The organism is Streptomyces sp. iso_384, assembly GCF_056172905.1.
Window position 1 is genome coordinate 5498935 of sequence record NZ_JBWBTT010000001.1, and the last position, 15345, is coordinate 5514279.

Sequence of the window (15345 nt, forward strand, 5' to 3'; positions counted from 1 at the left end):
CGGCCGTTCCTAACGTGGCGGGGCAATCTCCGACGGCAGGACGGACGCCCGCGATGGCACCACGCACCCACTGGCTCTTCGGAGACCAGCTCGGCCCGCATTTCCTGGACCCTCGACACGGCGGTCCGGACGAACACGCGCCCCTCCTGATGATCGAGGCCCGGTCCGCCCTGCGCCGCCGCCGCTTCCACCGGGCCAAGGCCCATCTCGTCCTCTCCGCGATGCGCCACCGGGCGGCCGAACTGGGCGACCGCGTTCGCTACGTACACGCCCGGACGTACGCGGAAGGGCTGGCGGAGGCGGGTTTCGGGGGGCGGCGGGACCGCATGACGGTCTGCCACCCGACCTCCCGGGCCGCGCTGGACTTCGTGACAGCGCGGGACGGCATCGACGTGCTTCCGGCCCGGGGGTTCCTGCTGGCGCAGAAGGAGTTCGGCGCGTGGGCGAAGGAGCACGGGGGCGACCGGCTGCGGATGGAGGGCTTCTACCGGTGGGTGCGCCGGGAGCACGACCTGCTCATGGACGGCGACGCGCCGGCCGGCGGCACGTGGAACCTCGACCACGACAACCGCGAGCCGCCGCCCCGGGGCGTGCAGACCCTGGACGTACCCGCGCCCTACCGCCCGCGCGAGGACGAGATCGACGACGAGGTGCGCCACGACCTCGACCGCTGGGAGCGTGACGGCGAGGTCACGTTCGTCGGCCGCGACGGCCCCCGCCGCTTCCCCGTCACCCGGCGGGAGGCGCTGGCCGCGCTCCGGCGCTTCGTCGCCCACCGCCTTGCCGGCTTCGGCCGGTACGAAGACGCGATGCTCGCTGCCGACCCCGTGATGAGCCACAGTCTGCTGTCCGTCCCCCTCAACCTGGGCCTCCTCGACCCCGCCGAGTGCGTCGACCGGGCCGAGCAGGCGTGGCGCGCGGGCGAGGCGCCGCTCAACAGCGTCGAGGGCTTCGTCCGGCAGATCGCGGGCTGGCGGGAGTACGTGTGGCAGCTGTACTGGCACTTCGGCGAGGAGTACCGGCACCGCAACGCGCTGCGCCACCGGGCTCCGCTGCCCGACTGGTTCCTCGATCTGGACGCCGACGCCGTCACCGCGAACTGCCTGTCCACCGTGCTGGCCCAGGTCCGCGACACCGGCTGGACGCACCACATCCCACGGCTGATGGTGCTGGGCAGCCGGGCTCTCCAGGACGGCTGGGACCCGGCCGCCGTGACCGACTGGTTCCACCGGTGCTTCGTCGACGGCTACGACTGGGTGATGCTGCCCAATGTCGTCGGCATGTCGCAGTACGCGGACGGCGGCCGGATGACGACCAAGCCGTACACCTCCGGCGGCGCCTACATCAACAAGATGAGCGACCTGTGCAAGCCCTGCGCCTACCGCCCCACCGACCGCACCGGCGAGCACGCCTGCCCGTACACAGCGGGCTACTGGGCCTTCCTGCACCGCCACCGCGAGTCCCTGAGCTCCAACCACCGGATGGCCAGGGCGGTCACGGGCCTGGACCGGCTGAAGGACCTCGACGGGCTTCTGGAGGAGATCGCGGAGCGCGGCGACCGGGAGCCTTGACAGCGCCGACTCCCAGGGGCCGTGGTCTCAGGCCGTCAGGGCACTCCGGGAACCATGCCGCCCGTTCGGCCTCGCGCTCACGTGCCTTGCGCTGATCGGTGAGCTGGGCCCGTAGCCGGCAGGTGACGTTCATCGACCGGACCCGCAAACGGGCCTTCGTCGAACCGGCAGACGGCGGCGGGGTCGCCAAGTGGAGCAGTGGCTCGGTTCTCGGCCTCTCCTACCACCTCACCCGTGCGATGCGTACGGTGCTCCTCGGCGAGGATCCTCCGGTCTCCCTCACCCGTCGAGCCGAGGTCTGTCTGGCGGGGTGGCGGGAGGACGAGGCACCTGAACTCGTGCACCCGACACGATCTCTGGTCAGCCGTCATGGTTCGGATGTCCGTTGGTGGACCTGGGCCGGTTACCGTGCGAACGCGACATTGGCCGCGACGCTGCCGTCCATCGCCGATCCGGTGCAACGTCCCACGGACTGCTACGTGCGCCTGCGTGAGGACCTGACGCCCGGCAGGTGGCGGGAGGGTCACCAAGTCGCGTGCGACAGCCCTGCCCTCGTTCTTCAGGATGTCGATCGCCGCGCCGTACACGGTCTCAAATTCTCTGCGGCCCTGCCAGAACGGCTCGCGGTGGCCACGGTCGCTGCCCGTCTCGCCGACTTCGAGGGAGCCCGCGCAGCTCTCGGTGAAGCCGTGCAGTTCCACCACGGCTTCACTTCATGAGCTCTCAGTCCCCCGCCAGCTCGTCCGGTGCGGACCGGGCGACGTCGGCGAGGGTCGTGAGGGCCCGGGAGAGGACCTCCCGGGTGGGCGAGGCCAGGCCGAGGCGGATCGCGTGCGGGCCCCGGTGGCGGCCGGCGGAGAACGCGGCGGCCGGGGTCACCGCGATGCCGTGCCGCGCGGCGGCGGCGACGAAGGTGTCGGCGCGCCAGGGGCCGGGCAGCTCCCACCAGCGGTAGCAGGAGACCGGGGCGCTGCGGGTGCGGAAGTCGCCGAGGTGGCGGTGGGCGATCTCCTGCCGCGCCCGGACTTCGCGCTGTTTGGCCCGTACGAGCGCGTCGACGGTGCCGTCCGCCTGCCACCGCACCATCGCCTCCAGGGGGAAGCGCATCGGCGTCCACCCGCCGGAGCGCAGGGCCCCCGCGAGCCGGCCCGCCAGCGCGGCGGGGGCCACGGTGAAGCCGAGGGACAGACCCGGCGACAGGCGTTTGGAGAGGCTGTCGACGAGGACGGTGTGCTCGGGGGTCCGCGCGGCGAGGGGCGGCAGGTCGTCCCGGAGGAAGGCCCAGACGGCGTCCTCGATCGCATGGATCCCCGAGGTCAGCAGCACATCGGCCAGCAGGTCGAGCCGCCGCTCGGGCATGGTGATCGAGAGCGGGTTGTGCAGGACCGGCTGTACGTAGACGGCGTGCAGCGGATCCGCGCGGTGCGCGTCCTCCACCGCTTCCGGGATCAGCCCGTCCTCGTCCATCGCGAGGGGCACGAGGGTGACGCCGAGCCGGGCGGCGATGGCCTTCAGCACCGGGTAGGTGAACTCCTCGACGCCCAGCCGGGCGCCGGGCCGGGTCAGTGCGGCGACGGCGGCGGAGATGGCCTGGCGGCCGTTCCCGGCGAACAGGATCCGTTCCGGATCGGGCCGCCCGCCGCCCCGTGCGAGGACCTCGGCGGCGGCCTCGCGGGCGGCGGCCGTGCCGTCCGGCCCGACCGGGCGGAGCACCGACTCCAGGTGGTCGGAGCGCACCAGCTTCGCCAGGCCGGCGGCGAGCAGCCCGGCCTGTTCGGGCACGACGGGGTGGTTGAGCTCCAGGTCGACCCGGCTGTCGGCGGGCTCGGACAGGGCGGGCGCGGGAGCGGGCGCACCGGGCGCGTCCGTGACGAAGGTGCCGCGCCCGACCTGGCCGACGGTGAGACCGCGGCGGGCGAGCTCCTGGTAGACGCGGACGGCGGTGGAGTTGGCGATGGCGTACCGCCGGGCGAACTCCCGCTGCGAAGGCAGGCGTTCCCCCGCCTTGAGCCGGCCGGCCGCGATCTCCGCCGCCACGAGGTCGGCGACGGACCGGAAGTCCTTCACGGGTTCGCCTCCTCGGTGAACGGCATCGAACGTGGTGAGCGGCATCGAAACACATCATTGCACCGAGTGCAATGTCCCCTATTGAACCGAGTCAGATCACCTACCTAGACTCCCATTGCACCGAGCCGCGCGGCCGGGACCGGGGGCTCGAACAGGCATGAGCTGGCATGAGCTGGCATGAGCTGGCATGAACGGAGCGGCGGACACGCATGGTTGAGCTGAGCGGGGTGCTGGGGGTCGCGCTCGTAGCACTGGGCATGGTGCTCACCCCGGGCCCGAACATGATCTATCTCGTCTCCCGGAGCATCACCCAGGGACGTCGTGCGGGAGTGGTGTCGCTCGGCGGGGTGGCCGTGGGCTTCCTGGTCTATCTGCTGGCCACGAACCTCGGTCTGTCGGTGGTCTTCCTCGCGGTGCCCGAGCTGTACGTGGCCGTGAAGCTGGCAGGCGCCGGCTATCTGGCCTACCTGGCCTGGTCCGCCCTGCGGCCCGGCGGTATCTCCGTCTTCGCGCCCAAGGACCTGCCGCACGACTCCTCGCGCAGGCTGTTCACGATGGGCCTGATGACGAATCTGCTCAACCCCAAGATCGCCATCATGTATCTGTCCCTCATCCCGCAGTTCATCAGCCTGGAGGCGGGAAACGTCCTTCTCCAGGGCTTTCTGCTGGGCTCCGTCCAGATCGCGGTGGCTCTCACCGTCAACCTGTGCATCGTCCTGGCGGCCGGAGCCGTCGCCGTCTTTCTCGCCCGCCGCCCCTCCTGGCTCCGCGCCCAGCGCTATCTGATGGGCACCGCCCTGGGCCTGCTGGCCGTGTCGGTGGCCATCGACTCCTCGGCTCCGGCGACCTCGGGCTGAACGGTCGTCCGGGGCCTGGGCATGACCGGGGTCAGAGCATGATGAGCAGACGGGTATCGGCTTTCAGCTTCCTGTTCACCGAGCGGCTCTGCACATAGACCTCCAGCTTGGGGTTGTTGCCGGCCTTCACCGAGACGGTCCCGCGGACACCGGTGCCGAACAGGAGGTTGCGCGCGGCCTCGCCCGTGTAGGCGCGGTCGGTGTCCTTCTCGACCACGATGACCTCCTTGTCGGGCTGCACCTGGACGCGCGTGCCCAACTGGTAGTAGCAGGAGCCGCGTTCGTAGCTGACGCCCGGGTGCGAGTCGACGAAGGCGCGGATCTCCATCTCCTTGTCGACCTTCAGGAGGCGGTACTTGTCGGCTGCGACCGGTTCGAGAGTGGCCCGCACATCGTCCACGGATATGTCCTGGCCGACGGCGAACAGATTCTTCGTACCGCGCACGCCCTGCTCGCGGCCCCGGAGGAAGCTGGTGGCGGCGGCGCGCACGGTGCCGATCGCGTCCTCGACGCCCTTCTGGGAGTCCGCGTCCCAGATGGCGATGTTGCCGGCCGGGAAGCCGTAGTTCTGGGCGGTGCGCTTCGCCAGGGAGTTGGGGACGAGGATCGCGGAGGTCCAGTGCCCCGGGAGTCCGTTCATCTTCGCGGTGATCCGGTCGAGCCAGGGGCCGAGGATGCTCATGTCGCCGTCGTGCCGCCGGTCGCCGCCGGAGGCGTTCTCCTCGCCGTCCGTCACGACGATCTGGAGGAAGCTGTGCTCGCCGTACTCCTCCCAGATGTGCCCCAGGTCGTCCAGGGACTTCAGCGAGGCCTCGATGAGGGCGGTGGCGCCGTTGTTGACCTTGTACAGCCCGCGCATGGACGGAAGATGCTTCACGTCCATGTCCCAGACCAGGTTCTCCACCCGGTGGTCGAAGGAGTAGAGGCTGATCCGGGTCTCGTGGCCGAGGCTGTCCGACTCGGCCTTCAGCCCCGCCACGAACTCGTCCACGACACGGATCAGCTGACCCTGGTGCTGGTACATCGAACCGGAGGCGTCCACGACCAGAGCGACGTGATTCACCTTGTGCTGGATCCTGTTGGCGGACATGGCTGTTGCCCCTTCTCCGGTGTTCCCCGACTCCCCCGGTGCGTTCCCCGAGCGATGTCTTCGACTGTAGGGGGAGGCACTGACAGTGGGGCCGGGCGCGAGTGGCGCCCGGCCCCGGCCGGAGGGTGCGGCGGGCGGATCAGTAGGCGGTGGTCAGGGTGGCCCCGCCGAAGGTGCTCGCGGCGTGCAGGCTGATGTAGTGCGCGCCCGCGGGCGGGTTGGTGACGGTCAGGGTGTGGGCGCTGCCGGGGCCGGTGTCGCGGCTGGTGTGCGCGGAAGTGGTGGCCCAGCCGGTGCCGCTGTAGTAGAGGTCGGCGTCGCCGGTGCCGCCGCTGACGGTGATCTTCAGCCGGTCGGTGCCGGCCGGTATGTACAGGTAGTGGTAGGCGTAGTTGCCGGTGGTGGCGGAGAGGTCGCTGCGGCGGCAGTTCTCGCCCAGGACACGGGTGTCGGGGTCGGTGCACTCGGAGACGGGGGTGGTGGTGCCGTCGCCGCAGTCACCGGCCGCGCAGCTTGCCAGCCAGGTGCGGAAGTCACGGTCGTAGCGGGTGCCGACGGTGCTGGTGAGGTAGGTCCGGGCGGCGGCCCACTCTCCGGTGCGGTAGTGGCCGAGCACCGTTTCCATGTCGGCGGGGTGCTGCTCCAGCATGTAGCGCACGGCGAGGTAGCCCCAGCGGTACACCCGGGTGGTGTCGTGGCTGTAGTCGGTGCCGAACAGGGTGCTCAGGGCGTAGGTGCCCTTGCCCGCCTCGGTCATCGCCGCGGCGTAGGGCTCACCCCGGTAGTGGTAGGAGATGTACTCCGCGAAGCCCTCCACCCACCAGACGGTCGGGGTGCTCATGCCCTCGGCGAAGTCGCCGTACATGGTGAACCGGCCGTCGAGGTAGTGGGTGTACTCGTGGTTGAGGTTCCAGATGTGGAAGTCCGGCCGCAGCCATTCGGCCTCGTAGGCGATGAAGCGGGGCTGGTTGCCGACGACGGAGGGGTCGCCCTCCAGGTACATGCCGCCGTTGTTGGTGTCGATGCCGTACATCGCGCCGGCGTACGTCTGGTAGTCGGCGCTGGAGTCGTAGGCGATCACCTCGATGGAGGTGTTGTTGTCGTCGGCGACCGGGCCGTCGTCCTTGGCGATCCGGTGGAAATAGGCGTCCTGCTCGATGAGGCTGGTGCAGCCGGCGTTCAGCTCGGCGGGCGTCATCTGCTGGGCGAGGATGCGGATGCCGGGGCTACAGGTGTGACGGACCGGCAGGACCTCGCGCTTGAGGCGTTCCTGGAGGTCGCAGACTCCGTAGTCGGAGCAGTTCGCCTTGTCGTAGTGGTCGGCCATCTCCGCTATGCCCACCCAGAGCGGGGCGGTGGGGCCGGTGACGGAGGTCTGCCGGAGCAGCGCGGTGGCCGGCGGGCGGGCCTTGCCGCGCAGGCTCGGGTGCTGGAGGAAGCGGGCCAGTTCCCGTCCGGCGTTGGAGGTCAGATACGCCTGGTCGCCGCCCAGCAGGTCGATGTGGTCGGCGGCGAAGCGGTACAGGGAGTCGATGAGGCTGGGGTCCGCCTCGACGGCGCTGACGAACGCGGGCACCTGGTGACCCCGGAAGGTCACCGTGTACACGTTGTTGGCCGCGGCGAGCATCCGCGAGTAGGCGTTCCAGGAGGAGTCGTAGTCGGCCAGCATCCGCTTGACGACGTGGAGGTAGCGGGCGTTCTCCTGGGCGCTGTCGATCAGGATGACCGCCTCGGAGAGCGTCTCGCCGTTCTCGTCGGTGACATCGTGCGAGCGGGGGCTCGCGAAGAAGGTGTCGAGACCCGAGCGGATGGCGGTCGTCAGGGCGCTGCCGTACGGTCCGACGACGTCCGGGTTGTACCACTGCACGTAGTACCCGGCGCGGAGGTAGAGGACGAGCTGCGGGGTGCCGGTGCTCGCGTCGCCCGGGTAGTAGGCGGCGTTGTCGCGCAGCGCGTAGGCCACGGTGACCATCTGGGCCTCACGGAAGGCCAGTTGGGCGTTGCTCCCGGTCAGGCCGAACAGGGTGTTGACGCAGTCGATGGTGGAACCCCTGATCTGCCGGACCAGTTCGCTTCCGGTGCGGCCGGTGAAGTCGGCCGGGTCGCACGCGGCGGCCGCCTTCGCCGAGGGCTTCTTGCCCGCGTCCTGCTTCCGCTGGGCGTCGTGGTGGCCGTAGGCCTCCTTGAGGGCGGACTTGTCGGCGCTCAGCGGGGGGAGCTGGGAAGCCTTCAGCCGGTCCTTGAGCTGGTGACCGGTGTCCGCGGTGGGGGACTGCTGCGCCAGCGGCGCGGGGTCGGCCGACCCGGCGGGGCGGGACGGTTGCGACGTGTTCGATGCCGTGGCGGCCGAAGGGGAGTTCGGCTGCGCCTGGGCCGGCTGCGCGAGCAGCGCGACGCTCATCGCCCCGGCCAGAGCCAGGGGCAGAACGGCACCCACACCTCGGCGGACGAGTGTGGTTCTCACGTTGTTTCCTCCCATGAGGGATCGGAGGCACGCACCTGCGTGACCGATGGGATGTCCGGGGCGTGGGCCGGGGGTGTTGTCGCGCCGTGCTGTCGGCCGGACGGGATGGGGCCGATGTCCGGAGTTGACATGCCCACGACCTGTGCCATGTACCATTGCACAGGTCACACTTCATGGGGAAGGCGTGGGACCGAATCCGATGCGGCTTCCCGGTGAACGCAGCCCGGCGGGCCGGCCCGCCCCGGCCCGCCGGGTGCCGCTCAGCCCGTCTCGGGGAAGTGGCAGGCGGCCGTGCGCGCGCCGGAGCCGACGACCTGGAGCAGCGGCCGCTCGGTACGGCAGACGGCCTGCGCCTTGGGGCAGCGCGGATGGAAGCCGCAGCCGCTGGGCAGCGCGGCCGGGCTCGGCGGGTCGCCGAGCAGCAGGATCCGCTCGCGGCGGCGCTCCGCCGCCGGGTCGGGCAGCGGGACCGCCGAGAGCAGCGCGCGGGTGTAGGGGTGCGCGGGGCTGTCGTACAGCTCGTGTTTGTCGCCGATCTCGACGATGCGGCCCAGATACATCACCGCCACCCGGTCACACACCCGCTTCACGACGGACAGGTCGTGGGCGATGAAGAGGAACGACAGCCCCAGCTGCTCGCCCAGACGCTCCATCAGATTGACGACCTGGGCCTGGACGGACACATCGAGCGCGGAGACCGGCTCGTCGGCGACGATCAGACAGGGGCCGGTCGCCAGGGCCCGGGCGATGCCGATGCGCTGGGCCTGACCGCCGGAGAACTGGTACGGGTGCCGGTCCAGGTGCTCGGCGCCCAGACCCACCAGATCGAGCAGTTCGGCGGCCCGGTCCCGGGCCGCCGAGGCCGTGGCGCCCTGCACCAGCAGGGGTTCGGCGATGATGCGGGCGACGGTCTGCCGCGGGTTCAGGGAGGCGTGCGGATCCTGGAAGATGATCTGGAGGCGCCGCCGGACGGGCCGCAGCTCGCGCGGGGAGAGACGGGTGATGTCGCGGCCCTCGAACTCGACTGTCCCCGCGGTGGGTTCGAGCAGCCGGACCAGCATCCGGCCGGTCGTGGACTTGCCGCAGCCGGACTCCCCGACCAGCCCGAGGGTCTCCCCCGCCGCGAGCTCCAGATCGACACCGTCCACCGCGCGGACCGGCGCGGCGGCGCGCCCCAGGACGCGGCGGCCAGGGAACGCCTTCACCAGACCGCGTACGGACAGCAGGGGCGCCGCCCCGTCACCCTCGGCCGAACGAACCTGCGAGTGCGCGGAGTTGGTGTACGTGGGTTTCATCGGGCCTCCTCGGCCGGTACGGGCACCCCGCCGGCCGGACCGGGGTACGGGGCGGCCGGGGTGGGCGGCAGGGGCAGATGGCAGGCGACCAGCCGGCCGCCGCCGGGTACGTCCCGAGGGCGGGGGCTCTCCTCGGTACAGCGGGCCCGCTCCGGGGCGGTGGCGGCGGCCGCCCGGGGGCAGCGCGGCGCGAAGGGGCAGCCGGCCCGTGGCCCGGCCGGGGACGGCGGGGAGCCGGGGATGGCGCGCAACGGGGCGTCGTCCGGGTCGTCCAGGCGGGGCAGCGAGTCCAGGAGGCCCCGGGTGTAGGGGTGCGCGGGGCTGTGGAACAGGTCGTCCACCGGGGCCTGTTCGGCGCCGCGCCCGCCGTACATCACGAGCACCTCGTGGGCGACGCGGGCCACCACGCCCAGGTCGTGGGTGATCATCAGCACGCCGAGTCCGCGTTCCTGCTGGAGCCGGGCGACGAGTTCGAGGATCTGCGCCTGGACGGTGACGTCGAGCGCGGTGGTCGGTTCGTCGGCGACGAGCAGTTCGGGTTCGCAGGACAGGGCCATGGCGATCATGGCGCGCTGGCGCATGCCGCCGGAGAACTGGTGCGCGTACTGCCCCGCCCGGCGGGCCGGTTCGGGGATGCCGACCTCGCCGAGCATGTCCACGGCGCGTCTGCGGGCGACGCGCCGGCCGCTGCCGAAGTGGTGGCGGTGGGCCTCCGCGATCTGTTCGCCGACCGTGTACGCGGGGTGCAGTGCGGACAGCGGGTCCTGGAAGACCATGGCCATCCGGCGTCCGCGCAGCCGGCCGAACCGGCGGTCGGTCAGGCCGAGGAGCTCCTGTCCGGCGAGGGCGACCGATCCGCTGACCCGTGCCCGGCGGTGCAGGCCCATCACGGCGAGGGAGGTGACCGACTTGCCGGAGCCGGACTCGCCGACCAGCCCCAGGGTGCGGCCGGCCGCCACGGTGAAGGAGACCCCGTCGACCGCCTGGACGGTGCCGACGGGGGTGTCGAAGGCGACCCGCAGGTCCTGGACGCGCAGCAGGGGCGGGTCCGGTTCGGTGGTGGGCGGCACGTCAGTTCCTCACCCTCGGGTCGACGACGGCGTACAGGAGGTCGATGACGACGTTGGCCGCCACGATGAAGAAGGCCGCGAGCAGGGTCACGCCGAGCACGACGGGCTGGTCGGAGCGTTGCAGGGCGTCGTAGAAGAGCCGGCCGACGCCGGGGATGCCGAAGATGGACTCGGTGATGACCGCTCCGGCGAGCAGGGCGCCGAGGTCCATGCCGAAGAGCGTGAGCACCGGCATCATCGCGGAGCGCAGTCCGTGCTTGACCACGACGGTCCGGGCCGGCAGGCCCTTGGCGCGGGCGGTCCGGATGTAGGGCTGCGCCATCGTCTCGATCATCGAACTGCGGCTCTGGCGGGCGTACATCGCGGCGTAGAGCAGGGCGAGCGCGATCCACGGCAGCAGCAGATTGGCCGCCCAGGCAAGAGCGTCGTCGGTGAGCGGGACGTAGGCGGGGTAGGGCAGCAGCCCGGTCAGCCGGACCAGGCCGTAGAGCAGCATCATCGCGGTGAAGTAGACGGGCAGCGATGCGGTGGCCACTGCGCCGACCATCAGGGTGCGGTCGAGGAGGCCGCCCTTGCGCAGGGCGGCGGTCACCCCGGCGGTCAGCCCGAGCACCAGCCACAGGCAGGCCGCGCCGAAGGCCAGCGACACGGAGACGGGCAGCCGGTCCATCAGCAGGTCCCACACCGGCAGGGCGTTCTCGTAGGAGTAGCCGAGGCAGGGGAAGCCGCACGGCAACGCGTGCGGGCCGCTGCCCAGTTCGCGGCCGGCGAAGATCCCGACGAGGTAGTCGCCGAACTGGCGCCACACGGGCTGGTCGAGGCCCATGAAGTGACGTACCTCCGCGAGGCGTTCGGGGCTGCACGTCTTGCCGCAGGCCGCCGCGGCCGGGTCGGCGGGCAGCAGGTAGAAGATGACGAAGGTGACGGCGCAGATGGCGAGCAGGACGCCGGTCACGCCGAGGATCCTGCGGACCAGGTAGGCGATCACGGGCGTCCTCCCTGGGGGTCGAGGATGTCGCGCAGCGCGTCGCCGAGGACGGTGAAGGCGAGGACGGCGACGAAGAGGAAGACGCTGGGGACGACGAAGTACATGGGGTCCGTCTCGTAGTACGCGACGGCCTCGGCGATCATCTGGCCCCAGGAGGGGGTGGGCGGGCGCACGCCCACGCCGAGGAAGCTGAGCGCCGCCTCGGTGCTGATCATTCCGGGGATCAGCAGGGTGGTGTACGCGATGACGGGCCCGGAGATGTTGGGCAGCACCTGCCGGGTGAGGATGCGCCAGGGCCCGCTGCCGCAGGCGCGCGCGGCCTCGACGTACTCGCGGTGGCGCAGCGAGAGGGCCTCGGCGCGCACCACGCGGGCGATGCCGGGCCAGCCGAAGACGCCGATGACGACGGTCATCAGCAGGACCCGGTCGACGTCCTGGGCCACCGACATCATCGCGATCATGAAGATGAGCGAGGGGAAGGACATGGTGAGGTCCATCAGCCGGCTCAGCACGGTGTCGACGCGGCCGCCGAAGTAGCCGGCCGCGATACCGGCGGCGGTGCCGGTGACGACGACGATCGCGGTGGCGGCGAAGGCGATCAGCAGGGAGACCTGGGCGCCGTGGACGACGCGGGCGAACAGGTCGCGGCCGGTGACCGGTTCGACGCCGAGCCAGTGTTCGGCGCTGATGCCGCCGAGGGTTCCGTGGGGCAGGCCGCCGAGGTAGGGGTCGATGGCGCCGGCGTCGAAGGCGGTGGGCGACCAGCCGCCCAGCCGGCTGAGCAGAGGCGCGGTGAGGGCGACCAGGACGAGCAGGGCGGCGGCGATCAGGGCGGTCCGGCTGCCCCGGTCGCCCCACAGGCGGCGCCAGGTGGCCCGCCAGGGGGCGGCGGGCAGGGCCGGGGAGCGGGGTCCGCCGGCAGTCGGGGCGGCAGCCGGTCCGGCGGGCGGCCCGGCGCCCGGTCCCGTGGGCGGTCCGGCGGTCTGCTTGGTGACGGGAGTCATGGCGATGCGTCCTCGTTCCTTCGGTCCCTCAGCCCTTTCGGCCCCTCCGGCCTCTTCAGCCCTTGCTCCGGGACGGGTCCTTCAGCCCGATCACCGCGAAGTCGAACTGGCCGGTCCAGGACGGGTGTCCGAAGGCCCCGGCGATGTTGTCGCCCACCAGCAGCGGCTTGCGCTCCCAGAGCAGCGGGACGGCCGGGGACGAGCGCTGGATCTCCTGGTCGAGCGCGGTCCACGCCGTGTTGGCGGCGGCCGCGTCGGGCATCGCGGCGATCTCGTCCATGCGCTTCTCCACGGCCTTGTCGCGGAACTGGGAGACATTGCCCTGGTTGCCCTTGGGCCTGATGGTGCGGCCGTCGAAGACGAACGGCAGGAAGGTGGCGGCGGACGGGTAGTCCGGGCACCAGCCGCTGATGGCCATGTCGGGGGCGCCCGCGGTATCGCCGATGGTGTCGTAGTAGACCGAGGGGTCGACGGTCTCGATGCGCAGCCGTATGCCGACCCGGGCCAGGCTCTGCTGGAGCGCCTCGGCGCGGGTCTTGTCGCCGGTGGACACGGTGATCGTCGTGTCGAACCCGTCGGCCCTGCCCGCCTCGGCGAGCAGCTTCTGGGCCTTCTTCGCATCGCCGGTGGCCGGTCCGTCGTGGACCGGGTCGGCGGGCCGGCCGCCCGTCAGCGACGGGGGCAGATAGCCGGTGGCGACGTCGTTGAGGGCCGGTCCGCCGTTGGCGGTCACCTGGGCCTCCTTGTCGACGGCGTACTGCATCGCCTGACGGAGCTTCGGGTCGTCGAAGGGCGCCCGGGAGGTGTTCAGCGCGAGCATGTCGGTGCAGCCGGTGCGCTCGGCGGAGAGCCGCTGCCGGATCGCGGGCTTCGGCAGCACCTTGGCGACGCTGGAGGGCTGGAGGTCGGACCACTCGACCGCGGAGGCGTCGGCGCCCGCGCTCTCGATGATCCGGTCGTCGATCTGGCCGCCCTTGAGGCCCTGGATCACCACGATGCGGTCGGGGTACGCCTTGCGCACCGGGTCGGTCGCCGCGTCCCAGTGGGGGTTGCGGACCAGCACCAGCTTCTTGCCGCGTGCGTAGCTCTCGATGCGGTACGGACCGGAGGAGAAGGGCCGCAGGTCGTACTGGACGCCCTTCTCCCGGGACGCGGGCACAGGGGAGAAGGTGGGCAGCGTGACCGTGTAGGAGAACTCGGCGACGGGCCTGCGCAGCGAGAAGACGATGGTCCGGTCGTCGGGGGTCCGGACCGAGTCGAGGTGCTTGCCGTCCAGCGGACCGGCGTACCCGTCGGTGCCGGCCAGATAGCGCTGGGCGTAGTCGGGGCCGCCCGCGAGGTCCGGGGCGAAGGAGCGCTCGACGTTGTACTTGATGTCGCGGGCGCGGATCGGGGTGCCGTCCTCGTAGGCGAGTCCCGGTTTCAGGGTGAAGGTCCAGGTGCGGCCGCCGTCGGAGGACCTGCCGAGGTCGGTCGCGAGGTCGGGGACGATCTCGCTGCCCTGCTTCCCGGGTGCGGCCCGGAAGGTGGTGAGGGTGCGGTAGATCAGCCGGGTGCCGAAGTCCATGGTCGGCATGACCCAGTTGCGGGCCGGGTCGAGATGGGCGAAGTCCTGGTTGGACAGCACGGTCAGGGTGCCGCCGCGCTCGGGGGTGCCGCCGATGACGGTGCCGGTCGCCACCCCGGGCTGCCGCTCGTCCGGGCCGCGGTCGTCACCTCCCTGTGCGGAGCAGGCTCCCAGCAGGGCCAGGGCGAGCGAGGCGCTCAGGGTCGCGGACAGCGTGCGGGTGCCACGGGACATGGGTGCACTCCTCGTACGGGAAGGGGACGCGGCGGAGCGGAACGGGCCTGACCAGGCCGGAACGTGCCGGAGAAGGGGTGAAGTGAGCCGGGCCGGAGCGCCCGGCGGCGATCCGGGCGGCCGCCCGCGACCATAACGTGTGACCCGTAACATAGTAATGTGAAATTGCACAGCCAAGACGTACGTCGCCCCGTTACCGAAACGTGTCCCCTCGGGCCCGGGCCGTTCGCCGGTCTCCGCGCTCCTCGACCGCCCTCCGGAGGGCGCCGCGTCGCCGCGCAACGTGACATTGTATAGTGCGGTGACAAATCGTGAAGGGGAACGCATGAGTGAGCTGAAGTCCCGCAAACTCATCTCGGTGCAGGAACATCTGCGCGACCAGGTGGCCAACGCACTGCGGGCCGCGCTGATAGCGGGTGAACTTCAGCCCGGCGTGATCTACTCCGCGCCCACCCTCGCCGCCGAGTACGGCGTCTCGGCGACGCCCGTGCGTGAGGCCATGCTCGACCTGGCCCGCGAGGGTCTGGTCGAGGCGGTGCGCAACAAGGGCTTCCGGGTCACCGAACTCTCCGAGCGCGACCTGGACGAGTACACCGAGATCCGCGCGCTCATCGAGATCCCCACCATCGGCCGCGTGACCCGCACCGCCTCCCGCGAGCAGTTGGAGGCGCTGCGCCCGGTGGCCGAGGAGATCGTGACGGCCGCGCAGGGCGGCGACCTGATCGCCTATCTGGAGTCCGACCGGCGCTTCCATCTCGAACTGCTCGCCCTCGCCGGGAACACCCGCCTCGTCGAGACCGTGGCCGACCTGCGCAAGCGCTCCCGGCTCTACGGGCTCACCGATCTGTCCGAGGAAGGGTCGCTGGTGAGTTCGGCGCGGGAGCACACCGCGCTCCTGGACATCATGATCGCGGGAGACGCGGAGGCGGCCGAGGCGCACATGCGCGGCCATCTCGCGCATGTGCGGACGCTGTGGGCGGCCCGGAAGCGGGAGGCCGAACGCGCCGCACCGACCCGCAAGCTCGGCGCGCGCTGACGCGGACGTCCGGTGGGGGCGGGGTGCGTCGAGGCGGAGGCCTGACGGGGCGGCGCGGGCTGACGCGTAACCCCTGTGCAGTCGGCGGGCGTTCAGGCCGAG

At 71.5% G+C, this 15345-nt stretch carries 11 protein-coding genes and 1 pseudogene; 4 read left to right on the top strand and 8 right to left on the bottom strand.

Annotated features, from left to right (window positions below; genetic code table 11):
- Positions 1–53 precede the first annotated feature (53 nt).
- Both AC0VY3_RS24680 and AC0VY3_RS24685 read left to right on the top strand, forming a co-directional pair.
- Positions 54–1571 (top strand): cryptochrome/photolyase family protein, encoded by a 1518-nt coding sequence (locus tag AC0VY3_RS24680; protein WP_475550624.1) that lies wholly within the window; start codon positions 54–56, stop codon positions 1569–1571.
- A 110-nt stretch (positions 1572–1681) separates the two neighbouring features.
- Positions 1682–2290: pseudogene (locus AC0VY3_RS24685) on the top strand (DEAD/DEAH box helicase); the annotation flags it as partial.
- 4 nt (positions 2291–2294) lie between these two features.
- Here the strand turns inward: AC0VY3_RS24685 and AC0VY3_RS24690 are convergent.
- Positions 2295–3638 (bottom strand): aminotransferase-like domain-containing protein, encoded by a 1344-nt coding sequence (locus AC0VY3_RS24690; RefSeq protein ID WP_475550625.1) that lies wholly within the window; start codon positions 3636–3638, stop codon positions 2295–2297.
- A gap of 209 nt (positions 3639–3847) precedes the next feature.
- Between AC0VY3_RS24690 and AC0VY3_RS24695 the strand changes: the two genes are divergently transcribed.
- The gene (locus AC0VY3_RS24695; RefSeq protein WP_475550626.1) at positions 3848–4495 is read left to right on the top strand and encodes a LysE family translocator; all 648 of its coding nucleotides are present in this window, start codon (positions 3848–3850) and stop codon (positions 4493–4495) included.
- A gap of 31 nt (positions 4496–4526) precedes the next feature.
- Here AC0VY3_RS24695 and AC0VY3_RS24700 read toward each other — a convergent pair whose 3' ends face one another.
- The 7 genes from AC0VY3_RS24700 to AC0VY3_RS24730 all read right to left on the bottom strand — a co-directional run bounded on the left by AC0VY3_RS24700 (position 4527) and on the right by AC0VY3_RS24730 (position 14207).
- Positions 4527–5585 (bottom strand): vWA domain-containing protein, encoded by a 1059-nt coding sequence (locus AC0VY3_RS24700; RefSeq protein ID WP_242742781.1) that lies wholly within the window; start codon positions 5583–5585, stop codon positions 4527–4529.
- Positions 5586–5724: 139 nt separating this feature from the next.
- On the bottom strand, positions 5725–8049 hold the full coding sequence (locus AC0VY3_RS24705; protein ID WP_475550627.1) for a M9 family metallopeptidase: 2325 nt from the start codon (positions 8047–8049) through the stop codon (positions 5725–5727).
- A gap of 260 nt (positions 8050–8309) precedes the next feature.
- Positions 8310–9344, bottom strand: coding sequence for an ABC transporter ATP-binding protein (locus AC0VY3_RS24710; RefSeq protein ID WP_475550628.1), 1035 nt, complete (start codon positions 9342–9344; stop codon positions 8310–8312).
- Positions 9341–10414 carry an ABC transporter ATP-binding protein gene (locus tag AC0VY3_RS24715; RefSeq protein WP_475550629.1) on the bottom strand — a complete coding sequence of 358 codons (1074 nt, stop codon included), beginning with the start codon at positions 10412–10414 and terminating at the stop codon, positions 9341–9343. The genes AC0VY3_RS24710 and AC0VY3_RS24715 overlap by 4 nt, the downstream gene beginning before the upstream one ends.
- Position 10415: 1 nt before the next feature.
- Positions 10416–11402, bottom strand: a complete 987-nt coding sequence (locus tag AC0VY3_RS24720; protein WP_475550630.1) for an ABC transporter permease — start codon at positions 11400–11402, stop codon at positions 10416–10418.
- A complete protein-coding gene (locus tag AC0VY3_RS24725) occupies positions 11399–12406 on the bottom strand; it encodes an ABC transporter permease (protein WP_242742778.1) in 1008 nt (335 codons plus the stop codon). Before AC0VY3_RS24725 ends, AC0VY3_RS24720 begins: the two co-directional genes overlap by 4 nt.
- Before the next feature lie 55 nt (positions 12407–12461).
- Positions 12462–14207, bottom strand: a complete 1746-nt coding sequence (locus tag AC0VY3_RS24730; protein WP_475550631.1) for an ABC transporter substrate-binding protein — start codon at positions 14205–14207, stop codon at positions 12462–12464.
- Between the two features lie 325 nt (positions 14208–14532).
- On the opposite strand from AC0VY3_RS24730, the gene AC0VY3_RS24735 reads away from it, so the two are divergent.
- Complete coding sequence (locus tag AC0VY3_RS24735) at positions 14533–15243, top strand: GntR family transcriptional regulator (RefSeq protein ID WP_103512529.1); 711 nt, start codon at positions 14533–14535, stop codon at positions 15241–15243.
- Positions 15244–15345 lie beyond the last annotated feature (102 nt).

Excerpts from the sequence above, each read along its gene's own strand:
- AC0VY3_RS24680 (WP_475550624.1), top strand. The coding sequence starts at position 54 with ATGGCACCACGCACCCACTGGCTCTTCGGAGACCAGCTCGGCCCGCAT.
- AC0VY3_RS24695 (WP_475550626.1), top strand. The coding sequence starts at position 3,848 with ATGGTTGAGCTGAGCGGGGTGCTGGGGGTCGCGCTCGTAGCACTGGGC.
- AC0VY3_RS24700 (WP_242742781.1), bottom strand. The coding sequence starts at position 5,585 with ATGTCCGCCAACAGGATCCAGCACAAGGTGAATCACGTCGCTCTGGTC.
- AC0VY3_RS24710 (WP_475550628.1), bottom strand. The coding sequence starts at position 9,344 with ATGAAACCCACGTACACCAACTCCGCGCACTCGCAGGTTCGTTCGGCC.
- AC0VY3_RS24725 (WP_242742778.1), bottom strand. The coding sequence starts at position 12,406 with ATGACTCCCGTCACCAAGCAGACCGCCGGACCGCCCACGGGACCGGGC.
- AC0VY3_RS24730 (WP_475550631.1), bottom strand. The coding sequence starts at position 14,207 with ATGTCCCGTGGCACCCGCACGCTGTCCGCGACCCTGAGCGCCTCGCTC.
- AC0VY3_RS24735 (WP_103512529.1), top strand. The coding sequence starts at position 14,533 with ATGAGTGAGCTGAAGTCCCGCAAACTCATCTCGGTGCAGGAACATCTG.